18 protein-coding genes are annotated in these 26,812 nt (G+C 73.3%); 6 read left to right on the forward strand and 12 right to left on the reverse strand.

Annotated elements, in window-relative coordinates; translation table 11 throughout:
- Positions 1–228 precede the first annotated feature (228 nt).
- Positions 229–2,091 carry a dihydroxy-acid dehydratase gene (gene ilvD, locus A6A08_RS06735; RefSeq protein WP_073701674.1) on the forward strand — a complete coding sequence of 621 codons (1,863 nt, stop codon included), beginning with the start codon at positions 229–231 and terminating at the stop codon, positions 2,089–2,091.
- A gap of 38 nt (positions 2,092–2,129) precedes the next feature.
- Here ilvD and A6A08_RS06740 read toward each other — a convergent pair whose 3' ends face one another.
- Both A6A08_RS06740 and A6A08_RS06745 read right to left on the reverse strand, forming a co-directional pair.
- Positions 2,130–2,333, reverse strand: coding sequence for a zinc ribbon domain-containing protein (locus A6A08_RS06740; RefSeq protein WP_073701675.1), 204 nt, complete (start codon positions 2,331–2,333; stop codon positions 2,130–2,132).
- A gap of 97 nt (positions 2,334–2,430) precedes the next feature.
- Positions 2,431–2,931 carry an HNH endonuclease gene (locus A6A08_RS06745; RefSeq protein WP_073701676.1) on the reverse strand — a complete coding sequence of 167 codons (501 nt, stop codon included), beginning with the start codon at positions 2,929–2,931 and terminating at the stop codon, positions 2,431–2,433.
- A gap of 379 nt (positions 2,932–3,310) precedes the next feature.
- Here A6A08_RS06745 and A6A08_RS06750 point away from each other — a divergent pair, with 379 nt between their 5' ends.
- Together A6A08_RS06750 and A6A08_RS06755 are read left to right on the forward strand one after the other, a co-directional pair.
- Positions 3,311–5,404, forward strand: a complete 2,094-nt coding sequence (locus A6A08_RS06750) for a prolyl oligopeptidase family protein (protein ID WP_073701677.1) — start codon at positions 3,311–3,313, stop codon at positions 5,402–5,404.
- A gap of 133 nt (positions 5,405–5,537) precedes the next feature.
- A complete protein-coding gene (locus A6A08_RS06755) occupies positions 5,538–5,978 on the forward strand; it encodes a thioesterase family protein (protein WP_073701678.1) in 441 nt (146 codons plus the stop codon).
- 27 nt (positions 5,979–6,005) lie between these two features.
- Here the strand turns inward: A6A08_RS06755 and A6A08_RS06760 are convergent, their stop codons facing one another.
- From A6A08_RS06760 to cobT, 9 genes are all read right to left on the reverse strand, one after another.
- Complete coding sequence (locus A6A08_RS06760; RefSeq protein WP_242422148.1) at positions 6,006–6,536, reverse strand: globin; 531 nt, start codon at positions 6,534–6,536, stop codon at positions 6,006–6,008.
- A 64-nt stretch (positions 6,537–6,600) separates the two neighbouring features.
- Positions 6,601–7,362, reverse strand: a complete 762-nt coding sequence (locus A6A08_RS06765; protein WP_242422149.1) for an arginase family protein — start codon at positions 7,360–7,362, stop codon at positions 6,601–6,603.
- A 259-nt stretch (positions 7,363–7,621) separates the two neighbouring features.
- Positions 7,622–9,286, reverse strand: coding sequence for an energy-dependent translational throttle protein EttA (ettA, locus tag A6A08_RS06770; RefSeq protein WP_073701680.1), 1,665 nt, complete (start codon positions 9,284–9,286; stop codon positions 7,622–7,624).
- Positions 9,287–9,393: 107 nt separating this feature from the next.
- Positions 9,394–10,602 (reverse strand): DUF4192 domain-containing protein, encoded by a 1,209-nt coding sequence (locus A6A08_RS06775; RefSeq protein WP_073701681.1) that lies wholly within the window; start codon positions 10,600–10,602, stop codon positions 9,394–9,396.
- 84 nt (positions 10,603–10,686) lie between these two features.
- The gene (locus A6A08_RS06780) at positions 10,687–12,084 is read right to left on the reverse strand and encodes a GGDEF domain-containing protein (protein ID WP_073701682.1); all 1,398 of its coding nucleotides are present in this window, start codon (positions 12,082–12,084) and stop codon (positions 10,687–10,689) included.
- Between the two features lie 560 nt (positions 12,085–12,644).
- On the reverse strand, positions 12,645–15,239 hold the full coding sequence (locus A6A08_RS06785) for a YfjP family GTPase (RefSeq protein WP_073701683.1): 2,595 nt from the start codon (positions 15,237–15,239) through the stop codon (positions 12,645–12,647).
- Entirely contained in the window at positions 15,236–17,122 is a 1,887-nt protein-coding gene (locus A6A08_RS06790) for a dynamin family protein (protein ID WP_073701684.1), read from the reverse strand. Before A6A08_RS06790 ends, A6A08_RS06785 begins: the two co-directional genes overlap by 4 nt.
- 72 nt (positions 17,123–17,194) lie before the next feature.
- Positions 17,195–18,475, reverse strand: a complete 1,281-nt coding sequence (gene cobA / locus A6A08_RS06795; RefSeq protein ID WP_073701685.1) for a uroporphyrinogen-III C-methyltransferase — start codon at positions 18,473–18,475, stop codon at positions 17,195–17,197.
- A gap of 205 nt (positions 18,476–18,680) precedes the next feature.
- Positions 18,681–21,083, reverse strand: coding sequence for a nicotinate-nucleotide--dimethylbenzimidazole phosphoribosyltransferase (gene cobT / locus A6A08_RS06800; protein ID WP_073701686.1), 2,403 nt, complete (start codon positions 21,081–21,083; stop codon positions 18,681–18,683).
- Between the two features lie 571 nt (positions 21,084–21,654).
- Here cobT and A6A08_RS06805 point away from each other — a divergent pair.
- A complete protein-coding gene (locus tag A6A08_RS06805; protein ID WP_073701687.1) occupies positions 21,655–22,755 on the forward strand; it encodes a peptidoglycan recognition family protein in 1,101 nt (366 codons plus the stop codon).
- Between the two features lie 196 nt (positions 22,756–22,951).
- Complete coding sequence (locus A6A08_RS06810) at positions 22,952–23,527, forward strand: GNAT family N-acetyltransferase (protein WP_073701688.1); 576 nt, start codon at positions 22,952–22,954, stop codon at positions 23,525–23,527.
- Between the two features lie 293 nt (positions 23,528–23,820).
- Here A6A08_RS06810 and A6A08_RS06815 read toward each other — a convergent pair whose 3' ends face one another.
- Positions 23,821–24,111 (reverse strand): DUF6504 family protein, encoded by a 291-nt coding sequence (locus A6A08_RS06815; RefSeq protein ID WP_073701689.1) that lies wholly within the window; start codon positions 24,109–24,111, stop codon positions 23,821–23,823.
- Positions 24,112–24,545: 434 nt separating this feature from the next.
- Between A6A08_RS06815 and A6A08_RS06820 the strand changes: the two genes are divergently transcribed.
- A complete protein-coding gene (locus A6A08_RS06820) occupies positions 24,546–26,747 on the forward strand; it encodes a serine/threonine-protein kinase (protein ID WP_073701690.1) in 2,202 nt (733 codons plus the stop codon).
- Positions 26,748–26,812: the final 65 nt, after the last annotated feature.

Here is a 26,812-nt window from a genome sequence, read left to right on the forward strand (position 1 = left end):
GACCGACCACAGCGCCGTGGCACCCGGGCCTTTCTCCGTACACCGGCCACGACCCGTGCGCCGGCACGCCCCGCGGGGCCGCCGCCACGTCCCGGCACGGCGCCGACCCGCGCCCCCACCGGGGACGTCTCACGATCCGGATCCCCCGTCTTCCACTCCGAGACCACAACAGTGCGCCGAAGGACTACCATCGAGGGGAAACACCCGTAACGAATGGGAGTCCGCCCCATGCCAGCCCTACGCTCACGCACCGTCACCCACGGCAGGAACATGGCAGGCGCGCGCGCCCTCATGCGCGCCACCGGCGTGGAGCGCGAGGACTTCGGCAAGCCCATCGTGGCCGTGGCCAACAGCTTCACCGAGTTCGTCCCCGGCCACGTCCACCTGCGGGAGGTGGCCGAGGTGGTCGCCGGCGCGATCCGCCAGGCGGGCGGGGTCCCCCGCGAGTTCAACTCCATCGCCGTGGACGACGGCATCGCCATGGGCCACGGCGGCATGCTCTACTCGCTGCCCAGCCGCGAGCTGATCGCCGACTCGTTGGAGTACATGGTCAACGCGCACTGCGCCGACGCCCTGGTGTGCGTGTCCAACTGCGACAAGATCACCCCCGGCATGCTGCTGGCCGCGCTGCGCCTGAACATCCCCACGGTGTTCGTCTCCGGGGGCCCCATGGAGGCGGGCAAGGTCACGGTGGTCGACGGCACCGCCACCACCGTCCGCAAACTGGACCTGATCAACCCCATGATCGCCGCGGCCGACGAGAGCGTCTCCCAGGCGGAGCTGGACGAGATGGAGGAGGCCGCCTGCCCCACCTGCGGCTCCTGCTCGGGCATGTTCACCGCCAACTCGATGAACTGCCTCACTGAGGCGATCGGCCTGGCCCTGCCCGGCAACGGCACCGTGCTGGCCACCCACACCGCCCGCCGCGCCCTGTACGAGGACGCCGGACGCCTGGTCGTGGAGGCCGCGAAGCGCTACTACGAGGACGACGACGAGTCCGTCCTGCCGCTGTCCATCGCCACCCCCTCGGCCTTCGGCAACGCCATGGCCCTGGACGTGGCCATGGGCGGCTCCACCAACACGATCCTGCACCTGCTGGCCGCCGCCACCGAGGCGGGCGTCGGCTTCGGCCTGCCCGAGATCGACGAGGTCTCCCGCCGCGTGCCGTGCCTGTGCAAGGTCGCGCCGAACACCGAGAAGTACCACATCGAGGACGTGCACCGGGCGGGCGGCATCCCCGCCATCCTGGGCGAGCTGGCCCGCGGCGGGCTGCTGGACGTCTCCCTGCCCACGGTGCACGGCAAGACGCTCGGCGAGTTCATCGCCGCCTGGGACATCACCTCCGACACCGTCCTGCCCGAGGCGGTGGAGCTGTTCCACGCCGCTCCCGGCGGCAGGCGCACGACCAAGGCGTACTCGCAGAGCACGCGCTGGGACACCCTGGACACCGACCGGGAGAAGGGCTGCATCCGCTCGGTCCCCCACGCCTACACCAAGGACGGCGGGCTGGCGGTGCTCTTCGGCAACCTCGCCCCGGACGGCGCGATCGTCAAGACCGCGGGCGTGGAGGAGGAGCTGTGGACCTTCTCCGGTCCCGCCAAGGTCTTCGAGTCGCAGGAGGAGGCCGTCGACGGCATCCTCAACAAGAGGATCGAACCCGGTGACGTGGTGGTCATCCGCTACGAGGGCCCCAAGGGCGGTCCGGGCATGCAGGAGATGCTGTACCCGACGAGCTTCCTCAAGGGCCGCGGCCTGGGCAAGGCCTGCGCGCTCATCACCGACGGCCGCTTCTCCGGCGGCACGTCGGGGCTGTCCATCGGCCACGCCTCCCCCGAGGCCGCCGCGGGCGGGGACATCGCCCTGGTGGAGGACGGGGACGTCGTCAGCATCGACATCCCGAACCGGCGCATCGCGTTGGAGGTCTCCGATGACGAGCTGAGCACCCGCCGCGAGCGCCTGCTCAAGGAGCTCGGCCGGTTCCAGCCGCGCGACCGCCAGCGTCCGGTGACGGCGGCGCTGCGCGCCTACGCGGCCATGGCGACCTCGGCCTCCACCGGCGCGGCGCGCGACGTGTCCCAGATCGAGAGGTAGGGAGCGGGGGCGGCCCCGGCCGGGGCCGCCCGCGTCCTCTAGGAGCAGCAGCCGCCTCCGCAGCACCCTCCGCCGGAGGGCGCCGGTGCGGGCGCCCGGCCGCCCACCGCCACGGTGGACAGCAGTCGGACCGTGTCGTCGTGTCCCTGCGGGCAGGACGCCGGATCCCCGGCCCGGGCCATCGGACGGGAGAGCTCGAAGGTGTCGCCGCACTCGCGGCAGCGGAAGTCGTATCTGGGCATGCCGTCAGAATACGGCCGCCCTCCGGAGGAACGCACCGGAGGGCGGAGGGGTGAACCGCGGGGACCGGGTGGGACGCCCGGTTCCGGTCCCGCCGGATCATGCCACCAGATGGGCCATGTACGGCTCCCACTGGGGGTCGCCGTGGAGGTCTCCGTTGATCAGACGCCAGTGGGGACCCTTGGGCACCTTGGGGGTGACGTGCAGTTCCCAGCCGAGTTCGTCCAGGAACTTGTCGGCCTTGCGGTGGTTGCACGGCTTGCACGCGGCCACCACGTTCTCCCACACGTGCGCGCCTCCGCGGCTGCGCGGGATGACGTGGTCGATGGTCTCGGCCTTCTTCCCGCAGTAACCGCAGGTGTGTCTGTCCCGACGCATGAGCGCCACCCTGGTGAGGGGCACCCTGCGGCTGTACGGGACGCTGATGTAGCGCCGGAGCCGGATGACCGACGGCACGTCGTAGGCACGCGTCGCCGAGTGCAGTATCGCGCCGGCGTCATCCTGGTGGACGACCTCCGCCTTCTCCCTCAGGACGAGGAGAATCGCCCTGCGCAGGGGCAGTGTCGTCAGTGGTTCGAAGCTGGCGTTGAGCAGCAGCACGTGGCGGCGGGCGGTTCCTGTGCCACCCTCCCGGCTGCCTCGGGCGCTCATCGTGCCGCTCCAGCCGTCGTCTGAGACGGCTGTGTCTCTTCCCCGGCCAGCCGTTCGGCCAGCCAGGAGACCTCCCTGTGCACCGATCCGAGGATCGGTGGTTCCGTACGCCTTGCCACACGGACCTCCCGGTGGTCCCGCCGAGTTGCGTCCCGCATTCAGTTTGCGTGGTCGGACCGCCCCGGCGCCACCCCAATTTTCGCCGGGCCGCCCAGAAACCGCGTGCCATTCCCTTTCCGAGGTCCCATTGTGCGTCGGTCGGCCCCGATTTCACCCTGCCGCCGCGCCGGACACACCGGGGTGGATAGCGGTGGATAGAGTGCGAAGCATGCGTGAACTCCGCTACCCCCCGGCCGCACGGCTGGACATCAACGAGAACCTGCACGGCCACACGGTCGGTGACCCCTACCGGTGGTTGGAGGATGACGAGTCGGCGCAGACCAAGGAATGGGCGACCTCGGAGGACGCCCTGTACGCCGAGGTCTCCTCGCGGTTCGGGGCACGTGACTGGTTCGCCGGCCAGGTGCGCTCCCTGCTGGGCGCCGGAAGCGTCGGCGCGCCCGTGTGGCGGGGCGACCGCCGCTTCTTCGTCCGGCGTACCGCCGAACAGGAGCACGGCGTGCTCTACGTCCAGGACGGCGGGGGCCCCGAGCGCGTCCTGGTGGACCCGGGAGCGCTCGACCCGGAGGGCCTGACCACCCTGGACGCCTGGAGGCCCGACCACTCCGGCCGCCTGCTCGCCTACCAGTTGTCCGAGGGCGGCGACGAGGAGTCCGTGCTCCGGATCGTGGACGTCGACAGCGGCGACGTGGTGGACGGGCCCATCGACCGGGCCCGCTACAGCCCCATCGCGTGGCTGCCGGACTCCTCCGCCTTCTACTACGTACGGCGCCTGCCCCCGGAGGAGGTCCCCGAGGGCGAGGAGAGCTACCACCGGCGGGTCTACCTGCACCGGTTGGGCACCCCCACCGACCAGGACACCCTGGTCTTCGGACAGGGCCGTGACAAGACCGAGTACTTCACCCCCGTCGTGAGCCGTGACGGGCACTGGCTCGTCCTGCTCGCCAACCGGGGGACCTCAGCGGCCACCGACGCCTGGATCGCCGACCTGTCCGACGGCGGCCTGGACGCGCCCCGCCTGGTGCCGGTCCAGGAGGGCGTGGACGCCGCCCTGCACCCGCACGTGGGCCGGGACGGTCGCCTGTACCTGTTCACCGACAGGGAGGCCCCCCGCGGGCGCCTGTGCGTGGCCGACCCCGCCGCCCCCGGGTACGAGAACTGGACCACCCTGGTCCCCGAGGACCCCGAGGCGGTCCTGGAGGGGTACGCGATCCTGGACGGTCCCCGGATGGAGCGGCCCGAACTGCTGGTGGCCCGCAGCCGCCACGCGATCAGCGAGGTCGCCCGGCACGACCTGACCGGCGGCGAGCACCTGGGCGGGCTGGACATGCCGGGCCTGGGCACCATCGGAGGCCTCGTCGAACGCCCCGAGGGCGGGCACGAGGCGTGGTTCGGCTACACCGACAACACCCACCCGTCGTCGGTGTACCACTACGACGCGCTCTCGGGCGAGGTGTCGCTGTGGGCCGACGCCCCCGGCGACATCGACCTGCCCGGGGTGAACGTGGAGCAGGTCACCTACACCTCCGGGGACGGCACTCCCGTGCGCATGCTGGTGGTCTCGCCCGAGGCCCCCTCCGAGGGGCCGCGGCCGACCATCCTGTACGGGTACGGGGGCTTCCGGATCTCCCTCACCCCCGCCTACTCGGCGGTGGCGCTGGCCTGGGTCCGCGCGGGCGGCGTGTACGCCGTCGCCAACCTGCGCGGCGGCCTGGAGGAGGGCGAGGAGTGGCACCGGGCGGGGATGCTCGCCGACAAGCAGAACGTCTTCGACGACTGCGCGGCGGCGGCCGAGCACCTGGTCTCCACCGGCGTGACCGACACCGAGCACCTGTCCGTCATGGGCGGCAGCAACGGCGGCCTGCTGGTGGGCGCCATGGTCACCCAGCGGCCGGACCTGTTCGCCGCCGCCGTCTGCTCGGCCCCGCTGCTGGACATGGTCCGCTACGAGAGGTTCGGGCTGGGCCAGCTGTGGAACGTCGAGTACGGCACCGCCGACGACCCCGAGCAGCTGGGGTGGCTGCTGGGCTACTCGCCGTACCACAACGTGCGCGAGGGCACCCGCTACCCGGCGACGCTGTTCACCGTGTTCGACAACGACACCCGCGTGGACCCGCTGCACGCGCGCAAGCTGTGCGCGTGGATGCAGCACGCCACGTCGGCTCCGCTGGAGGAGCGGCCGATCCTGCTGCGCCGGGAGTCCGAGGTGGGCCACAGCTCGCGGTCGGTGAGCCGCAGCGTGGCCCTCAACGCCGAGCAGCTGGCCTTCCTCGCCCACTACCTGGGGCTCTCCGTGGGCTGACGCCCGCCTCCGGCCCTGGTGGGAGAGCAACGACACAGGTGTCGGGCCGGGGGCGCAGCCTGTTCTCCTGGGGAGTGTTGAGACAATTGAGGGCGTACCACCCCCCAGGAGAGCAGCGGAGAGGATCCCGGACGTGACACAGACCGAGGCCGGAGCCGTCGGTACCCGGACGACGCCCCGACGGCACGTGCACCTCGCCCAGGTCCGCTACGCCGATCTCGACCCGCAGCACCACGTCAACAACGTGCGGATGCTGACCTACCTGGAGGACGCCCGGATCTCGTTCCTGCGCTACGAGGGCGCCGTCGAGGGCGACGAGGTCTTCGGCGCGATGGTCGTGGCCCGCCAGGAGGCCGACTACGTGGCGCCGCTGCTGCCGAGGTCGGAGCCGGTGCGCGTGGAACTGTGGGTGACCGAGGTGCGCAACGCCAGCTTCACCCTGGCCTACGAGATCCTGGACGACACCAGGGTGTACCTGCGGGCGAAGACGGTACTGGTCGGCTTCGACGTGCCGACGCAGAGCGCCCGGCGGCTCAACGCCACCGAGCGCGCCTTCCTCGCCGACTACGCCTGAGGCGCTCGGGGCTCCGCGGCCCCGCTCTCACTTCAGGGAGATGGTGACGGCCTCGCCGTCGTCGTCCCCGTCCTCCCCGTCATCGGTGGCGGACACCGACATCCGCGTCGGGTTGGCCACCTCCGGAGCGGAGGTCTCCTCGGGGACGTTCACCATGCTGTGCGCGGCCATGACCATGTACTCCCACAGCTGCCGCTCCAGCACCTCGTGCAGGTCGAGGGAGTCGACCGCGGCGCGCATGTGCTTGAGCCACAGGTCACGCTCGGTGGTGCCGATGCGGAAGGGGACGTGCCGCATCCGCAGCCGGGGGTGCCCCCGCTGCTCGTTGTAGGTCCGCGGACCGCCCCAGTACTGGATGAGGAACAGGCGCAGGCGCTCCTCGGCCGGGCCGAGGTCCTCCTCGGGGTACATGGGCCGGAGCACGGGGTCCTCGGCCACGCCCTCGTAGAAGCGGCGGACCAGGCGGGTGAAGGTCTCCTCACCACCCACTGCCTCGTAGAACGTCATACGCACGGGCTCGTCGCCCGCGCTCTGCTGGTGATCGCGCGCGGAAGTCATCGCCACCAGGGTATGCCACGTTCGCGGGTCGCCCCCGAGGATCGCGGGGCGGTCTCCCGTCCCGTCACGGCCGAGCGCCCAGCAGGTCGTCGAGAAGCCGCCCGCGGACGCCGTCCGGGTCGTCGTCACCCGCGGGACTCCACGTACAGCCGACGCTCAGCGCCACCACCCGCCCCGTGTCCGTCACCCGGCGGACGGCCTCGACCACGGCGCCGGCACCGGGCCCGCCGGGGGTCGGGAACAGGAACCCGGGCACGTCCCCGGGGTCGATGACGTCCAGGTCCACGTGCAGCAGCAGGGGGCCGTCCGGGAGCGTGTCCGGACCGACACCGGCGACCGTGCTCCGCCGGACGGCCGCACCGCGCAGGTACTCCTCCTCCGGAGGGTCCAGGTCGCGCCCGTCGACGAGCAGGACCCGCTCCTCGGGAACGACCGCGAGCCCGAGCCGGTCGACCGCCGGGTCGGGGCGGTAGCCGGCCAGGACCCGCAGCGGGATGCCGCCCACGTACCCCGAGGTGCTCGTCTCCATGGTCTGGACGTCGCCGTGCGCGTCGAACCACACGACGGCGGGATCGAGGCCCGCCCGCTGCACTCCGGCGGCCGTGCCGAGCGCCACCATGCAGTCGCCGGAGAGGACCACCGGGCGCCGGCCCCCGCGGACGTGGTCGGCGACGCGTTCGGCCACGGCCCCGTGCAGGTGCGCCGTCCGGCTCCACACGTCCCCGTCGGGCAGCTCCTCGACCAGTGTCTCCGACGCGTCACGCGTCGGGACGCGAAAGTCGGGCAGGAGCTCGTCGAGGTGGTAGGGCACGCTGAGAAGGGCCATGCCGGGACGGTAGACCGGCGGCCTCCGGGCGTACAGCGCTCGTTCTCCGCACCCGCGCGCAGCGCCCCGGTGGGCGACACAAGGAGACAGCGCCGCAGGCACCGTTGAGGGCGGTAGCCCACCCGCCGCGCGCAGCGCCCCGGTGGGCGATGGTGGGCGACGCAAGAAGACAGCGCCGCAGGCACCGTTGAGGGCGGTAGCCCACCCGCCGCGCGCAGCGCCCCGGTGGGCGATGGTGGGCGACGGGTGGGCGGAGCGGCTAGTCGCGGGTCAGCTTGCGGTGGGTGACCGCGTGCGGGCGCGCGGCGTCGGGCCCCAGGCGCTCGATCTTGTTCTTCTCGTAGGACTCGAAGTTTCCCTCGAACCAGAACCAGGAGGCGTCGCCCTCCCAGGCCAGGATGTGCGTGGCGACGCGGTCGAGGAACCAGCGGTCGTGGGAGGTGATCACGGCGCAGCCGGGGAAGTCCAGCAGCGCGTTCTCCAGCGAGCCGAGGGTCTCCACGTCCAGGTCGTTGGTGGGCTCGTCCAGGAGCAGCAGGTTGCCGCCCTGCTTGAGGGTGAGCGCCAGGTTCACGCGGTTGCGCTCACCGCCGGAGAGCACGCCGGAGGGCTTTTGCTGGTCGGAGCCCTTGAAGCCGAACGCGGCCACGTAGGCACGGCTGGGGATCTCGACCTTGCCGACCTCGATGAAGGTCTCGCCGTCGGAGATGGTCTCCCAGACGTTCTTGTCGTCCGCGATACGGCTCCGGTACTGGTCGACGTAGGAGATCTCGACGGTGTCGCCGACGTTGATGGTGCCCTCGTCGGGGGTCTCCTCACCGACGATCATCTTGAACAGCGTCGTCTTGCCGACACCGTTGGGGCCGATGACACCGACGATGCCGTTCGGCGGCAGCGAGAAGCTGAGGTTCTCGATGAGCACGCGGTCGTCGAACCCCTTGGTGAGGTTCTTGACCTCGACCACGGTGTTGCCCAGGCGCGGGCCCGGCGGGATCTGGATCTCCTCGAAGTCCAGCTTGCGGGTCTTGTCGGCCTCGGCCGCCATCTCCTCGTAGCGCTGGAGGCGGGACTTGCTCTTGGTCTGGCGGGCCTTGGCGTTGGAGCGGACCCACTCCAGCTCGTCCTTGAGGCGCTTGGCCTTCTTGGCGTCCTTTTGCCCCTCGACCTTCAGACGGGTCTGCTTGGTCTCCAGGTAGGTGGAGTAGTTTCCCTCGTAGGGGTAGAACTGGCCGCGGTCTAGCTCCAGGATCCAGGTGGCGACGTGGTCGAGGAAGTACCTGTCGTGTGTGATCGCGATGATGGTGCCGGGGTACTTGGCCAGGTGCTGCTCCAGCCAGTTCACACTCTCGGCGTCCAGGTGGTTGGTGGGCTCGTCGAGCAGCAGCAGGTCGGGCTGTTCGAGCAGCAGCTTGCACAGGGCGACGCGGCGCTTCTCACCACCGGAGAGCTGGGTGACGGAGGCGTCGCCGGACGGGCAGCGCAGCGCGTCCATCGCCTGCTCCAGCTGGCTGTCGAGGTCCCAGGCACCCCGGTGGTCGAGCTGCTCCTGGAGCTTGCCCATCTCCTCGAGCAGGTCGTCGGAGTAGTCCGTCGCCATCTGCTCGGCGATCTCGTTGAAGCGGGCGAGCATCGTCTTGGTCTCGGCGACGCCGTCCTCGACGTTCTCCAGGACGGTCTTGTCCGGGTCGAGGTGGGGTTCCTGCGCGAGCAGGCCCACGGTGAAACCGGGCATGAGCCTCGCCTCGCCGTTGGACGGCTGCTCGATGCCGGCCATGATCTTCAGAAGCGTCGACTTACCCGCACCGTTGGGGCCCACGACGCCGATCTTGGCTCCGGGCAGGAACGACCCCGAAACGTTGTCCAGGACGACCTTGTCGCCGTGCGCCTTGCGCACGTTGTTCATGGTGTAGATGTACTCCGGCATGGTCCCAGCCTAGGGTGTCGGGGCCAATGCCCCCGCCATCACGCGGGCGGGCGGGAACCGGCCCGGGCGCGGGCTCGAACCGCCCGGGCCGGCGCGGCGGCGACCGCTCACTCCTCGGGGTACTCGCTCCTCTCCCGCAGCCAGCGGGGAGCGAACTCCCGCCACCGCTCCACCGGCAGTCCCCAGGCCAGCGCACGGCTCATCAGCAGCGCCATGGAGTATCCGGGGTCGGCGGTCAGGGCGACGTCCAGGGCCGCCGCGGCCAGCGGCCTGTCACCGCGCTGCCACGCCGCGACCGCCAGCAGCGAGGCGGGCGCCGCCCGCTGGCGCCGGGGCAGGTGGCGGGCGACCCGGCTCCACAGCGCCTGGTGCGCGGGCGCGGCCTCGGCGGTGATGCGCGCCCACACCTCGTCGCGCACGCGGGTCTGGGCGAGGTAGACCCCCAGCCAGGCCAGCTCCTCCCGGTCGGTGACCCCTTGGCCCGCCCGCTCGGCCCGCACGGCCGCCAGGGCGGCGGGCAGGCCCCGGTCGGTCAGGGCGCCGCGCATGCCCCGTTCCAGCATCCGCCGGGCGCGCGCCTCCGCCTCCCCGGCGAGCACGTCCATCGCGGTCCGCTCCTCACCGCCCACGGGTTCCAGGAGGGCCCGGATCCGCGCGGTGTCCTCCACCGTGGCGTGGAGGGGCTGCGCGGGGACGAGCCCGTGCAGGACCGCGTCGGCCGGGACGGTGGAGCCGTCCACGTTGACGACGGTTCCCTCGGCCGGGCAGCAGCCGGTCCGCCCGCAGGTGTAGGACCAGTACCGGCCGTCCGTGACCCGGAGGGCGTCCAGGACGGTCAGGGCGTGCCCGCGGGCGGCGGACAGGAGCCTGTCGACGTAGGGGGTGACCCGTTCGGGAGGTCCGTAGGCCACGACCACCAGGGCGTTGCAGCCCTCGGAGACGGCCGTCGCGACGGGGACGGCGGCGCGCTCCAGCGGATCACCGGTCGCGTCCAGCCGGTCCAGGTCGCCCCGGAAGGCGGAGTACACGCCCTTGCCCCGCATCGCGAGGATGACGATCCCGGGATCGGGCGGCGTGCCCACCAGGTAGGGCAGGGTGGCGATGATGTCGGTCGGGTTGGTCAGGACGAGGGCGCCGCGTGTCCCGGGGACGGGGGCCGGCGCCGGTCCACCGGGGGTGCGGGGCGCGGGGAGGGCGGGAGCATCCGGGGCGGGGGCGTCGGTCGGGGGCGGTGCGGAGGCGGCCGGGTCGTCGGGACGCCCGGGGGCTGAGGGGGCGAGGGGAGGGAGGGGGCGGTGCGGCTGGTCGGAGTGCATATCTTCACGTTGGGTGACGCGGCGGTCCCGCACAATGGCCGACCGGGGGCTGTGGACAACGCCCGGGAGCCGCGGACACGCGGATCAGGGGATCTCCGTGGGGTCGCCGGGGTCGGCGGACGCCGTGCGACCGGGGATCTCCCCTCCCCTGGGCCCGGGGATCCTGCCGCCGACACCGCCCCCGACACCGGTGCCCCCGGCGGGCAGGCACACGCGGTTGCGGCCGGTCTCCTTGGCCCGGTAGAGCGCGAGGTCGGCCGCGGTGAGCAGCTCCACCAGGTCGTTGCCGTGGTCGCCGATGACGGCCACACCGATCGAGATGGTGATGGACACCGGCACCTCGTCCACCGCGATCTCCATGGACCCCACCTGGGAGCGCAGGCGCTCGGCGGCCTGCCAGGCCTCGGTGGTGTCGGAGCCGGGCAGCAGCACCACGAACTCCTCCCCGCCGAAGCGGCCGAGCAGGTCGGACTGGCGCAGCTGCTGGGCGATGGTGGTGGCCACGCCCAGCAGCACCTGGTCGCCGAACAGGTGCCCGTGGTTGTCGTTGACCCTCTTGAAGTGGTCGATGTCGATGATCAGCACCGCGGCCCGGCCCCGCGAGGAGTGCGCCCTGGCGATCTCCACCGACGCCTCCTGCTCCCAGGTCGGTGCGTTGAGCAGACCCGTCTTGGGATCGGTCCGGACGGCCATCTGCAGCTGCTGGTACAGCAGGCTGCGCTGCAGGAGCAGCACCGGGGGGACGGCGATGACCAGCAGGAAGAGCGACAGGTGGGCGAGGATGGCGACGGTGACGCCGACACATAACTCGACGGCGTCCACGGTGAAGGCCTCGCGGTCCCACATCGGCCGGAGGGGCTGCCCGGGGCCGTTGCTGGTCCGCGCGGCCACCACGACGATGAACGTGTTGAGGATCGTGAACCCGGCGCAGCACAGCACCGCCACGAGCACGCCCGTACCGGTGGCCAGGCTCTCGTGGGCGTCGGGGACACCGCTCAGGCCGGCCTCGATCCCGCCGCCCTGGACGGCGTGCCAGACCACCGAGGTCAAGAATCCCGACAGTGCGATCGAGGTCCCGTTGAACACCCGCCGGTGCACCAGTGCCCGCCGTGCGCGGAACTGGAGCAGGATGAAGACGGGGATGGGGATGAGGAGCGAGTACACGGGAGGCAGGAGGAGCACGGCGGGGAACCACCACGCTCCCAGCAGGTCGCGGGCGAACCCGGCGGGCACGCCGGGCATCCCGAGGCGGCGGATGGCCTCCACACAGACCGCCGCGCAGACGACGAGCGCCGCGAAGGTGGCCAGGTCCCGCCATGTGAAGGTGACCAGGGCCGCGCTCACACCGAACAGGAACAGCGCGGCGGTCAGGAGAAACACCAGGTAGGCGAACAGGATCCGGGGATGCTGCAGGATCGGCCAGCGCCGCTGCTCCTCAGCAGGATTCTCCCCGGGCGCCACCGGCTTCTCCGAGATGCTCACCGATCCGTCCTCCCGACCATGTCGCGCTCTGCCGTCCGACCCCCGTATCCGTCTCTGATGGGCCCACCGCCTTCCAAAGTTCTCCTTTCGACGGGTCGGATCGGCCCCGCGTTCCCTTACGGTGCCACTCGGTGACGACACCTGGGTACCCGTGATTCCGAAAAGTTGTTCGGCGCGTAGTACCAGCGTTACCGAAACCACTTTACATTACGTTGGGTAATATCTTAATTGCTCATTGTATGAAGGGTGCAGGCCGTCGCTCATGCCGCCCTCCAGGACGAACGACGCGAAGCTTGGAGGAGATCGATTTTTGGGGCATCCTGCCTTAGGAAGCCGGATGGTGGCCACCCGTGGCACGGGGCGCCGACCGCCTGGGGCCCCGGCCGTCCGGACTCCACGGCACCCGACCTCAAGGAGCACACATGTTCAACAGCGTTCACTGGACCTGACACGTCCGACGAAAGCCGGGGGCGGGCGGCACCGTGCCGCCCGCCCCCGGGCCGTCGGACGGAGCAGGGACGCCGGCGGGACGGCGTCTCCCGCCACCGCCGGGGCCCGCGTCAGTCCGGGGTCCTGGCCACCTCGTAGGCCGCGCGGAAGGCCCGGTACCTGGCCAGCTCGGCCTCCATCGGCTCCACCACCCGCAGTCCGGTGATCTCCCGGACCCGGACCTGGGCCGCTCTCTCCACGTCCTCGCGGCGCTGGACCGCGGCCACCTCCACGAGGTTCCCGCAGCCCACCCCGGTCAGCCATCCCACCAGCAGGGCGGCGACCACCACGGCACCGGAGTAGAGGGCGAACAGGGGGTCGTCGAACGCCCGCAGCCCGGTGATGCCGCCGCCGAACCAGCTCAGCAGCGCCACGACGGCCCAGGCCAGTCCCACACCCGCGACCGCCAGCAGCGCGTACTGGGACGCGCGGGCCACCCTCCACCACGGCGGGCTCAGGTCGGGGTCGCCGACCGCCCCGGAGACGGCCTCACCCAGTTCGGCCGGGAGCTCGGGCACCCCGCTGCGCGCGGCGGCGCGCATCCGGCGGCGCCAGGGCGCGGGCATCCCCTCCGAGACGGTGTCGGCGGCCTCGCCCAGAACGGTCTCCAGCTCGGCCTCGTGCGCGTCCACCGGGCCGCTCACGCCGTTCTCGCTGTCGCGGCGCAGGAAGTCGAGCTGTACCGCGGCGAGCGGGTCCTTGCGCAGCCGCACCGCGCGGCGGGCGACGGGCCAGCCGACCTGGCGCTTGCCGCGCCTGACGTCGTTGGTCTCGGTGACGTCGGCGACCGCCGCCACCCCGGCCGCGCTGGCCAGGCCCTCCTGGATCCGGGTGCGCACCTGGGCCGGGACGGCCTCGGGAACCGTCTCGCCGTAGAACTCCTCGAAGGGCCCGATCACCTGGTCGAGGTCGGCGGCCAGGCGGTCCACCAGCGCACGCCGCTCGCGCACCGTCCCGGCGAGGAACTCGCGCAGGTCGCGGATGCCCTGGCCGGTGACCGTGGAGGTGGTGATCACCCGCGGGTGCACCCCCGACTCCGACTCCAGCAGGCGGCGCAGGTCGGTGAGCAGCTCCTCCAGCTCGTCGGACCCGACCTTGTCGACCTGGTTGAGGACGGCGACGGTGACCGCACCGTGTCCGGCCATCTGCGCCAGGTAGCGGTGGTGCACCGCCGCGTCGGCGTACTTCTGCGGGTCCAGTACCCACACCAGCAGGTCGACCGAGCCGATGAGCCGGTCGGCCTCGGCGGTGTGCATGCTGCGGACCGAGTCGTGGTCGGGCAGGTCGAGCAGGACCAGCCCGGTCAGCTCGGAGTTGCCCGCGTCCAGGACGCTGGTGCGCGAGTGCCGGTAGCGGGTGGGAACGCCCAGCCAGCTCAGGAGGGCGTCGGCCCCCTCATGCCCCCACACGCAGGCGTGCGCCTTGGAGGTCGTGGGCCGGGTGACGCCGGTCTGCGACAGCTGGAGTCCGCACAGGGCGTTGAACAGCGAGGACTTGCCGCTGCCGGTGCCCCCCGCGAGCGCGACCACGGTGTGGTCGCCCGACAGTCGCAGCCGGGCGCCCGCGTGGTCGAGCAGCTGGGCGGACCGCGCGGTGAGCTCCTGCGGCAGGTCCTCCCGGCCCAGCTCGGTGAGGGTGGCCAGCGCGTCCAGGCGCTCGATCAGCTCGGCGCGGGTGATGGTCCGGGCGGGCTCCCAGGTGTCGTGGGTGGTGGGGCGGTACTCCTCTTCCTCCCCGGCCTCCCGCGTCTCCTCGGCCGCGGTGTCGGAACCCACGGCGCGGAAGGCGCCGGAGACGGCGGAGGGTCCGGGAACGCGGCGTGGCAGCGGTTCGGGCTCCTCCGGTGCCCGGGCGGCGGCCCCGTCGCCCCCGGACTCCGCGGCCCCGGGCTCGGCCCCGGACACGGGCGGGGAGGCGCGCTGCTCCTGCCGCGGGCCCGGTCCGGTGCCGGAGGCGGTGTGCTCCCCGGTCCGTTCGTCCTTCTCGTCCGGGCCGGGGACCCAGGTGGGCGCACCGCCGCGGGCCCGCGCCCCGGAGGACCCGCGGGAGCGGGTCCCCTGGTCGGCCGGTCCGCCGCCCTCGGTGTCCCGCTGCTGCCCCACGGCCGGGAAGGCGCCGGTGTTGCGTCCGGCGATGCGGGTGTCGTCGACCGCGTCGGCGAGGCTGCCGACCCATCCGGCGAGTCCGTCGGGGTCCTCGTGGTCGCCCCGGTCCGCGGCACCGGCCGCCTCGGCGGCGTCGGCACGGCGGGCACTCCCGTGGTCGCGTCCGGGAGCCGCGGAGTGCCGTGCGTGCCGCCCTGAGCGCCGCTGCGCGCCCGGGGAGGCCTCGGGCCCACCCGGGGCCGCTCCCTCACCCTCCGGCGCGTTCTCGCCGCCCTGGGAGGCCGTCCTCGACGCGATGGCTCCGGACGGGTCCGGATAGCCGGCGATACCGTCGTAGGCGGGCTCCTCGGGGTCCTCTCCGGAGGCGGAGTGCTCGGGATGCTCGGGGACCGGCATGGTGTAACCGCGCCACGGTCCGCCCTCGGGCCGGGCCTCGCTTCGGGTGCGCTCCTCGTCCCGGGCACCGGGCGCGGGGCGGCCGCTCTCGCGGTCCTCGCCCTCGGCACGGTCTCGCGCGCCGGGTTCCCCGTGCGCCTGCGCCGGGTTCCACTGAGTCGTCATCTCGTTATCTCAAGGTTGTACGTGGCCTGGTAGAGCTGGACGGCGCTGTCCTCGGACGGGATTCCGGCCGACGCCAGGGCGTTGTCGAAGGGCACGCGCTCGCGGTCGAGCAGCCCGAGGACGCGCCGGCGCAGGTCCTCCCGCGCCGATGCGCCAATGCTACGCAGTGACTGGGCGCCGAACAGCCCCTTGAGCAGGCGCTGCGGGGAGGGACCGGAGGGGTCGGCCGCGTGGGCGCCGCCTCCGGAGCGGGACCGCTCGTAGCCGAGCAGGTCGATGATCAGGACCAGGGCGACGATGTCGTGGTCGAAGGTGACGAACCGGGCCACGGACCGCTTGGTGGCGCCGCTGGCGGTGGTCATCTCGGCGACCTCGCGCTGCCACTCGGTGATCTCCTGGCGGATCTGCTGGGCCAGCAGGCCGGTTCCGGGCTGGTTGAGGGCCTTGACGGCCAGGTCGCCGCCCCCGGGCACCTCCCGCCACCTCTGCTCGATCTCGTCGGAGGCGCGTTCGCATGCGGAGACCACGAGGGCCTCCAGGGCGTCGCGGACGGCCCGTTCCAGGGCGCTCACCCGCTGGCTGCGCTCGGCCTGCTCGGCGCGGCGCGCCCTGCGCGCGCGCTTCCCGCGCAGGCGCAGGCTCCTGGCGAGCTCTCCCCCGGCGGCCACCTCCTGCCAGCGGGCCATCAGCGACCCGCGCAGCAGGGATCCGTCGCCCAGGCCGGTCTCGATGCGGTGGCGCGCGGTGGCGTAGGAGTCGTCCACGGCGGTGGCGAACGTGCGCCCGGTCTCGATCTGCGCCTCCACCTGGCGGGCCAGTCCGGGCACCCGGGAGCGGAAGCTGTCGATGACGCCGATGAAGGTGCGCCGGGTGACGCGGTCGCGCTGCTCGGCCTCTCCCGCGACGTCGGCCAGGTAGCCGCGGATGTGGTCGGCGACGTTGGAGGTGAAGCGCTCTCCGCGGATCTGGTCGGTCTCGGGGATGGCGAACCTGGCGGCCGCGCCCAGCCCGTTGGCCTCCAGCATGGCCCCGAAGTGGTCCAGGAGCTGGCGCCGCCCCCTGCGCGGCACCCGGGAGAGCACGACCGCCAGGGAGGTGTCGCGGTCGCGGGCGACCTGCAGGAACTCCCACACACGCGCGTCGGCGTAGCGGGTGCTGGTGGTGACGAACATCCACAGGTCGGCGGCGTCGAGGAACTTGGCCGCGAACTCGTGGTGGGCGGCGACGGCGGAGTCGACGTCGGGGGTGTCGAGCAGGGCCACGCCCCGGGGCATGGCCTCGGTGGCGGCCAGCACCAGCATGCCGTCCTTGCCCGGCATCGCCAGGCCCTGCTGGCGCACGCGCGGCAGGGACGGGATGAAGGAGGCCTCGCTGAACCAGTCGACGTCGGCGGGGTTGCAGGCCAGGACGGGGCTGTTGGTGGTGGGGCGGCGCACGCCGGTGGTGGTGACCTGTTCGCCGACCAGGCTGTTGACCAGGGTGGACTTGCCCGCGCCGGTGGAGCCGGCGACAGCGATCAGCAGCGGGATGTCGGAGCGGCGCACCCGGGGCAGGACGTAGTCGGACAGTTGGGCGAGCACGTCGGCCTGGAGGGTGCGACCCTCCTCGGCACCCGGCAGGCCGTCGGCGAACTCCAGGTCACGGATGTGCCTGCGCAGCGATTCCAGGACCTGTTCGAGACGGTCGTCCTCGGGCGCGGAGGCACGGTGCTTGGCCGGTCCCCCGGGGACCGGGGCGGTGGGCCCGACGCGGGCGCCGGCGTCCGCGTCGGGCGCGGGCCCGGGGCCCGGGGCGGGCTGGTCGGAGGTGGCGGCCGGTCCGGTTCCGAACCGGTCCGGGGCACCGGGACCTGTGGTCCCCGGTGCTGCCGACGGCCGGGTCATGATCGGTGTGCCCTCCTCATCGGTGCTGACGGTCCCCCGCCGCGTGAACGACGTACGCCGCGGACGGAGGTCTCACTGGAGATCGCGCCCGGTCGCCAGTCGACGGGTCTCGAACTGGGTCCCCGTGTGCAGTATGTCAAGTTCCCGCGCTGTTTTGACCACTTCTCCGATGATCACCACCGCAGGGGGTCGCACTCCGGCCGATCGGACCGACGAGGCGATGGTGGCCAGCGTACCCGTGACGGTCCGCTGGCCCGGCAGTGTGGCTTCTTGTACCACGGCGACGGGCGTGTCGGAGGAGCGCCCGTGGGAGACGAGGGCGTCGGCGACCGCCTCGATGCGCTCCATCCCCATGAGGACCACGACGGTACCGCCCGCGCGGGCCAGGCCGGACCAGTCGACCGTGGAGCGCTCGTCCCCCGGTGGAACATGCGCGGAGACGATGTGCACGTCCTGGGCCACGCCCCGGTGGGTGGCGGGGATGCCCGCGCTGGCCGGGGCGGCGAGCGCGCTGGTCACACCGGGCACGGCGATGACGGGGACCCCGGCGGCGGCGCAGGCGGCGGCCTCCTCGCCGCCGCGGCCGAACAGGAAGGAGTCGCCGCCCTTGAGGCGTACCACGAACCTGCCCTGCCGCGCGCGGTCGACCAGGACGGCGTTGATGTCCTCCTGGGTCATGGACCGGCCGTAGGGGATCTTGGCGGCGTCGATGACCTCGACGTCGGCGGGCAGGCGGTCCAGCAGGGAGGTCGGGGCGAGCCGGTCGACCACCACCACGTCGGCCTGGGACAGGAGTTGCTGCCCCCGAACCGTGATCAGACCGGGATCCCCGGGACCGCCCCCCACGAGTGCGACGCCGCGGAGGCGCTCGCGCCCGCGGCGGGCGTCGAGGGTGCCGTCGGAGAGGCCGTCGACGACCGCGTCACGCAGCCCGGCCGCGCGCCGGGGATCACCCGAGGCGACGACGCCGACGGTGATCCCGCCCGCGGTGCCGCTGGCGGGGGTCCATGCGGAGGAGGCGTTCCGGTCGTCGGCGCGCACGCACCACACGCGGGCGCCCTCGGCCTCCTCGGCGACGGCGGCGTTCACGCCGGGGTCGTCGGTGGCGGCGTGGACGAGCCAGTAGGCGGGGGCGTCCGGTCCGGCGACGTCGCCGGGGGCGTAGGGGCGGCGGTGCCAGGTGAGGTGCCCGGCCGAGGAGAGGTCCTCCAGGGCCGCGGAGACCGCGGGGGCGATGAGGGTGACCCGGGCGCCGGCCTCGATCAGTACGGGCACCCGGCGCTGGGCGACCCTGCCCCCGCCGACGACGAGGACGTCACGGTCTTGCATGCGCAGACCAAGGAGATAGGTCACGGATCGCGCCCCTTCGGTCGTCCGTACCGGCCCCCGGCGACGACGGCGGGGTGCTGGCGGCAGGAGGCACACCAGCCACCGGCGATGTCGGTGATTGCTTCACAGTACGTTGTCAAACAGGTGTTACACGGGCGTAAACGGGCCACGCCCGAGGAGTGTGAGCCCGCCCGCACCGGAGCCGGTGCGGGCGGGGCCGGGGCCGCCGTCAGTGCGCGGCGGACACGCCCGCGTCCTCGAAGGTGGCGACGTCGCGCAGGACGCGCGCCGAGCCCTGGAGCAGCGGCAGTGCCAGCAGTGCGCCGGAGCCCTCGCCCAGGCGCATCTCCAGGTCGATCAGGGGCCGCAGGCCCAGGTGCTCCAGGACCAGGCTGTGGCCGGGTTCGCTGGAGCGGTGTCCCGCGAAGCAGGCGCCGACCGCCTCCGGGGACATCGCGGCGGCGGCCAGGGCGGCCGAGCCCGAGATGACCCCGTCGAGCAGGACCGGGACGCGCAGGGCCGCACCGCCGAGCACGAAACCGGCCAGGGCCGCGTGCTCCAGACCGCCCAGCGCCGCGAGGGTGCCGACGGGGTCGTCCGGGTCGACCGGGTTCGCGGCCAGGGCGCGCCGCACCACGTCGATCTTGTGCGCGTACATGGCGTCGTCCACGCCGGTGCCGCGGCCGGTGGCCTGCGCCGGGTCCGCACCGGTGAAGGCGCACACCAGGGCGGCGGCCGGGGTGGTGTTGGCGATGCCCATGTCGCCGGTGACCAGGCAGCGGTTGCCCGCCGAGACCAGGTCGCGGGCGACCTCGATACCGCCCTCCAGCGCCTGGAGGGCCTGCTCGCGGGTGAGCGCGGGGCCCTGGGTGAAGTCGGCGGTGCCCCGCGCGACCTTGCGGGACAGCAGGCCCACGGCGTCGGGCAGGTCGCCGGCCACGCCGACGTCCACCACGGTGACCTCGGCGCCGACCTGGGAGGCGAAGGCGTTGACGACCGCGCCGCCCTCCAGGAAGTTGTGCACCATCTGGGCGGTGACCTCCTGGGGCCAGGCGGTCACCCCCTGGGCGTGTACGCCGTGGTCGCCCGCGAACACGGCGACGGCGGCCGGCTCGGGTACGGGCGGGGGGCACTCCCCGGCGAGCCCGGCGAGCTGGACCGAGACCTCCTCCAGGGCACCGAGGGAGCCGGGCGGCTTGGTCATCCGGTCCTGCCGGTCCCTGGCCTCCTCCACCGCGCGGGTGTTCAGCGCTCCGATGGCGGTGATGGTCTCCTCCAGCAGGCTCGTGGGCTCCTGGCCGGGCAGACCGCGGCGACCGTAGCGGTCGTGGTGCACCGCCCAGGACAGGGGGCGTTCCCGGGCCCAGCCGGAGAGGCCGGGTTCGGGTTCGGTGGGGAACTCCTCCACATAGCCGACGCACAGGTAGGCGACCACGTCCAGGTGGGAGGGGAGTTCGAGGGCGCGGGCCACGTCGCGCTCGTCGACGAAGGTGACCCAGCCGACCCCCAGGCCCTCGGCGCGTGCGGCGATCCAGAGGTTCTCCGCGGCGAGCGCCGCGGAGTGGGAGGCGGTCACGGGCTTGGCGTGGCGGCCCAGGGTGTGCCGTCCGCCGCGGGTGGGGTCGACGGTGACGGCGATGTTCAGGGGCGCGTCGAGGATCGCCTCGACCTTGAGCCCGGAGAGGGCGCGGGCGCGCGTGCTGGGCGGGGCGTGCGCGTAGTCGTCGCGCTCGGCCTCCGCGAGTGCGCTGACGCGGCCGCGCAGCCCCGGGTCGTCGATGACAAGGAAGTCCCAGGGCTGGGAGTGGCCGATGCTGGGCGCCTGGTGGGCGGCCTCCAGGACGCGGGTGAGCACGTCGTGGGGGACGGGGTCGGGGCGAAATCCCACGCGGACGTCGCGGCGTTCGCGGATGGCCCTGTAGACGGCGGCGCGCTCGGTGTCGTCGTAGGCGTGGTCGGGCCGGCCGGCGTCGGCGCCCGCGGAAGCCTCCCGGGACCCGGGGACGGGATGGACCGGCGGCCCGGTGCGCTGCGGCTCGGGCGGGGGCTTGGCTGCTTCGTGTGCGTGCATCTTCTGTTCTGCGTCGGCGGTCGCGGGGGGCTGCTCCCCGTGCCCGGCCCCCTGGCCGGGCACGTGTGCGGGAGAGGCCTGGCGGGCGGCCTCGGCACCAAGGCCGAAGGCGCGCTCCCCGCCTCTGAAGGGGATGACGTTGGGGCGGTGGGGCGGCGCTTGCGCCGCGGTCGTGCTCGGGGGCGCCGCCTCGGGCGCGGGCTCCGGCTCCGGCTCGGACTCGGGCTCGGCCGTGCCCTCGGGCTCGGCCCGGGGGGCCGGGGGGAGGTCCAGGGGGAAGGCGCCGTAGGGGGAGGAGGGCTCGGAGGGGGCGGGGCGCGGGGGCTCCTGGGGCACGGGCCCGGCCGGCCCCGGCGAGGCGGGGCGCTGCCGGAACGGGTTGGTCGGCGCGCCGTTCCCGTGCGCCTGGGCCTGGGTCCCGCGCCCGCTCTCGGGAAGCCCGTCCAGCAGGCCGCCGAGGCGGGGGCCCATCCCCGGAGCGGATCTGCCGCCGTGCCGGCGGGGCGGTTCGTGGCCGCCCTCGTCGCCGCGCCGGGCGTCCTCGCGGTCATCCTTGGTCATGGTCGCTCCCCCGAGAGAGGTGTTTCGACGGCCCGTCTTCCGCTCGATCCGATGCTGACCGACAAGCGTAGCCAGCGGCTTTCTCGTGCTTCGCACGGGTCCCCCGAGATCCCGGGCCGCCGGTCCCGGCTCGATACCGGGACCCTCAAGTCATCACCAACTGTGCCAGAGTCCGCGTGGACACGCTGGGTTTACGGAAGACTCCGATCTCTCCACCCCAGGTCAGAGCATGTGCGATAACCATTCGGGATGGGCGGGTGCCACAAGCCGCCGAGGCGGGGCTCGGCCCGCCCGCGGGGGATCGGGACGGGCGGGGGCGCCGCCGTCGGCCCCGGCGCCCCCGTGGCGGCGCGGACCGTGTCCGCGGCCATGTGGTCCTCCCGCCTACCGTTCCTCCCGCCCGGCGAAACCACCGCACACCACGGCACCACCGGTTTCTCGCTGCCACAGGGATCGTCACCTGTCACAGTTACGGCCGTGCCGTTGGTGACGTGGGACACAGAGTCGTGCGAGGGTATCGGGGTTCCCGTTCCCGGGAGCCCAGTCGGACGAGCCGAACGGACGGACACACATGCGAAGGCGTACCCTCCTGGCCGGCGCCACCGCCGCCGCGGGACTGACCGCGCTGGGCACCGCCCCCACCACGGCGCACCCCGCCCTCGCCGGGGACTCCGGCGACCGGGTCGTGCCCCGGGTGCTGGCGAGCCCCTCCGGACCGGGCGGGCTCGTCCGCCCCGGCATGCGCTTCGACATGGTGGCCGTCACCGGGGACCCCGGGGAGGCCGACGCGGCGGTCCGCTTCGAGACCGCCGACGGCCTGGGCGGATGGCACCCGGTGCACCTCCACTCCGGGGGACGTGACGACCGGGACCCGGCCGCGGGCGCGCTGGTGCGCGTGCCGGAGGGCGCCACCGGCTACGAGGTGAGTTCGAGGGGAGAGGCCGCCGCCGTGAACCTGCGCGACGGAGAGGGGCTGCGTCTGGGCGGCCCCGAACAGGCGTGGCTGCCGCCGAGGTCCGCCGACGTGGCGCGCGGGTCGGCCGCGCTCCCGTTCCGCACCCGCGCGGGCTGGGGCGCCGACGAGTCCTGGCGCTTCGGCGACGGGGGCGAGGACCTGTGGGAGGCGGAGTTCCACCCGGTGCAGGCGCTGACCGTGCACCACACCGCGATGCCGACCGGGAACGACCACGCGGCGGACGTGCGGGCCGTGTACTACCTGCACGCGGTGCAGCAGGCCTGGGGCGACATCGGCTACCACCTGCTCATCGACCCCGACGGGGTGGTCTACGAGGGCCGCCACTCGGGCGGGGACCGCGTTCCGGTCTTCTCGGGGGTACCGGTCCCCGGTCGGGCCCGCTCGGTGACCGCCGGGCACGTCTACGGGGTCAACCACGGCAACGTGGGGGTGTGCCTGCTCGGGGACTTCACCGACGAGCTCCCCACCCGGGCGGCGCAGGACTCGCTGGTCGCCGTGCTGCGCGTGCTGTGCGCGGTGACGGGTGTGGACCCGGCCGCACGCATCGACTACGTACACCCGGGCACGGGAGCGGTCACCCCGGGCGACGCCCTCTCGCGGCACCGCGACTGGCTGGCGACCGAGTGCCCGGGCAACGCGTTCGCGGAGGTGTTCGACTCCGCCGTCCGACGGCGAGTCGTCTCCGGCCTGGCCTGAGGCACCGCGGGGTGAGACCGGGGACACTCCTGGCGGGTGCGCCCGGGGGCCGCGACACCGCGGTCCCCCGTGCGGGCCCGCCGAAGGCGGCGCCGCGCCCCCGGCTCCCGCTGCTCGGAGGGGGGAGGGCAGGTGTCGGACCGTCGGAACCGCGCATATCGTGAGCGCACCCCGAACCGATGGGAGAGACGCCGGCGTGACCACCACCCAGGGCAGACCGATCCTGCCGTCCGTGATCCTGGAGACAGAGCACCTGCGGCTGCGCGCGTTCGTCGAGGACGACATCGACGACGTGTACGCCTCCTGCACCGACCCCGAACTCCAGCGGCGGGTCCCCCTCCCCGGCCCCGGTGTGCCCTACACCCGTGAGGACGCCGAGGCGTGGTGCCGCGAGCTGGCTCCCGGCATGCGCATCGGCGGCGAGGGGCAGCAGTGGGCCATGGTGGAGCAGGGGACCGGACGGCTGGTGGGCGCGGTGGGCCTGTTGCGCACGCTGTGGGCCGCGATGACCACCGAGGTCGGGTACTGGGTCTCGCCCTGGGGGCGCGGCCACGGGTACGCGACCGAGGCGGCCGTGGCCGTCTCGCGCTGGGCGCTCGGCCAGGGCTTCCAGCGGGTGGAGATCAAGGCGGCCACCGACAACGCCGGCTCGCGCCGGGTGGCGGAGCGGTCCGGGTTCAGCTTCGAGGGTGTCGAGCGCAGCGCGATGCCGCTGCACGAGGGCCGCGCCGACCTGGCCGTGTACAGCCTCCTGCCCGCCGACCTGCTCTGATCCCGCGGCGGTGTGACCGGCGGGTCCCCGGTTCCCACCCCGCAGCGGCACCCGGGACGTGTTCGACGGACACTCCTCTGGGGAGTGTCCTTTGGGAGGCTCCCGGGTCAGCGGGCGGCCGCCCGCCCCTACCGTGCGCCGCCTCGCGGGCTCGGCGGGACCGCACAGCGGGGGTCCGGCCCTCTCGCACAGGACGGGGTGCGCGGTCCAACCCGGTCGTGCCTGCCGGGCTCAGGGGCACGAGCGAGAGGCGGCCGGGTGGACGCGAGCCCGGAATGATGCGAAAACACGTCCTACCCCCACACCCGGGCGAGCAGCCACCTGCCGGTCGAGGTGTCGTGGCGCAGTTCGTACACCCCCTGCGCCCGCGCCGTGCCGGCCTCCACCCGCCAGTGCCTGCGCTCGGGCACCTGGGACTCGTGAGCGGGGCTCCAGTCCATGCGCAGGGTGACCCAGTGTTCGAGGATCCTGCGCACCCCGTAGACCCTGCCGTCCCACGTGAACCGGGCCGGGCGCCCGTCATCCTCGACAACGGTGACCTCCGCCCCGTAGTAACGTCCCACGACACTTCCCCTCAGCATCATCCGCCTCCTGACAGTCTCGGCACACGCCACCGGGGCACCCACCCGTGGGGAAGACGCGAACAGGTGTTCGAACGTGTGTTCTGATCCTAGCGAAACCGATGCCCCCGTGGAACTGTTTCGGGTCAAGCCGCATCCCCTCATGTGACCGGGACCGCCGCCCCGCGCCCCCGCGCGTCCGGCGCGGGCGGACGCACCAGGCGGTTCGCCCCCGGTTCCGGCTGCCGGCCCACCGGCGTACTGTTCGAGGAACCCCGCCTCCCCGAGATCCGCCCGAACCGACCCCGGCGCATCTTCGCGCCACCCGAGAACCCCCGTCCCACGGGCCGCGGACCCCGTGAACCCGCAGGGACCAGCCGATCCGCAACAGGCGGGCGTACCGGCATCGGTACGCTGTCAGACGCCGATTCCACGATTCCTACGAGGGACCCCCAACTGTGACGTCGAACGGGCACCAGAGCGGCAAACCCCTGCGCGCGGGGGATCCGCGCGAACTCGACGGTTACCGCATCGTGAGCCGTCTCGGGTGGGGCGGCATGGGGACCGTCTACCTCGCCAGGGACGCCTCCGACCGCCCCGTCGCCGTCAAGCTCATCCACCCGGACCTGGCCGACGACGAGTCCTTCCGGCTCCGCTTCGCCCGCGAGGTCGAGTCGGCCCGCCGGGTGGCACGCTTCTCCACCGCCGGGGTGATCGACGCACGCCTGGAGGGCGACCTCCTCTTCATCGTCTCGGAGTACGTGCCGGGCCCGAACCTGGACGAGGCCGTGCGCGCGGACGGCGTGATGGCGGGCGGCACCCTGGAGGGCCTGGCCATGGGCGTGGCCGCTGCGCTCACCGCGATCCACGGTTCCGGGGTGGTCCACCGCGACCTCAAGCCCGCGAACGTGCTGCTGTCACCGGTCGGCCCGAAGGTCATCGACTTCGGTATCGCCCGCGCCCTGGACGAGTCCGGGGGCGCAGTCACCCGCTCCAGCCAGCTCATGGGGACGCCCTCCTACATGGCGCCGGAGCTGATCCTGGGCCGGCAGGCCACCGCGGCCGCCGACATCTTCGCGTGGGGCTGCCTGGTGGCGTTCGCCGGTACCGGCTCGGCCCCCTTCGACGCCGCCACGGTGCCCGCCGTGCTGCACAACATCTCCTCGGCGCCGCCCCGCCTGGACGGCCTGGACCCGAGCCTGTACGACCTGGTCGACTCGGCCCTGGACAAGAACCCGGAGAACCGCCCCACCTCCAAGCAGCTCCTGGCCCGGCTGACCGGGCAGGACGACCCGGAGGTGGCCGAGGTGAGCCGCACCATCAGCACCTCGTGGGCCCCGCCGAGCAGCACCCCGGTCCCCGGCCGCCCCCCGCAGGAGGCCGGGGAACAGGCCGGGGAGGCCGGCTCCCGGGCACCGAGCGGACCGCAGCAGGCCGGCACGCCGCCGCAGGAGAGCGGTCCCGGACGGAGTACGTCGACACCGCCCGGCGGCCACCCCGGCCAGGCCCGGTACACGCAGCACCCGCCCCACATGCGGCCCGACCAGGTCCGGCAGGCGGGGCAGCTGCCTCCCGCCGTCCAGCAGAACAGGCCAGAGCAGCAGCCCGACCTCCAGGGGTTCGCACCCTCCGGTCCCCAGCAGGGGACGTGGTACGGCGGACACCCGCCCCAGCGGACTCCGGGGCACCACGGCCCCTCCGGCGGGCACCTGCCCCCGGTCCACCAGGTGCACGGCGGCCACGCGTCCCCGCCGCAGGGCCAGCCCGCCCTCGGCCTGTACTCCGGTCCGGGCGGTCCGGGCCGGCCCGGCGGCACGCCGCCCAGGCGCGGCCGCAGGAGGATGGCGGTGATCGGCGCGGGCGCGGGCGCGGTGGTCCTGGCGGCCGCCGTCGGCGCCGTGGTCCTGCTGGACGGCGGGCAGGCGATCCCGGAGAACACCGTCTCCCTCTACACCCCCGACTTCAGCTCCGACCCCGGCTGGGTCAGCGCCACCTTCGAGCACGGGGAGTCCGACGGCTACTGGGCCGAGAAGCGCGGCATCCTGGTCCAGCTCGACCCCGGATCCCAGCCCAGCCGCGGCGAGGTCGTGGAGCAGGAGGAGGCGCTTCCCCCGAGCGTCCTGGTCAGCACCACCGCGTACGTGGTCGAGGGGCCCGCACAGGCCTGGTTCGGCGTGCGCTGCTGGGACAACGACGGCGAGGACGGCCGCAGCCAGTACGAGGCCCTGCTGCGCTACGACGGCCAGGGAGCGTCGATCCGCCGGATGAGCGAGACGGAGGGCGACGGGGTCCTCGGGGAGACCACCGACGTGCCCGGCTACACCCCCTACCCGCTCTTCGACGAGTCGGTGCGCGACGAGTACGGCTACGAGGGCGGCGCCGACCCGTACGGCTTCGACGCCGAGGCGGTCCCCACCAACACCGTCACGATGGCCTGCCGCTTCGACGAGGACGCGGACACCATGGAGCTTGCCATGTGGGTCAACGAGGAGCACGTCCTGACCACGGTGGACGAGGAGCCCCTCCCCGACGACGCCGAGGAGGCGCAGGACCGGCGCCGGATCGGCCTGGTGATCCGTCAGGGGTGGGGCGACGATCCGCTCGGGGTGTTCTTCACCGACCTCGAACTCCACGAGATCATCGAGGAGGACGGAAGGTAGGGGGCCCGGCCACCCGTGGCGGACCCCGGAGCCGGACTGGCATGATGCCGGGAACGGAACCGGGA

This window comes from Nocardiopsis sp. TSRI0078 (genome assembly GCF_001905145.1).
Lineage (GTDB): Bacteria > Actinomycetota > Actinomycetes > Streptosporangiales > Streptosporangiaceae > Nocardiopsis.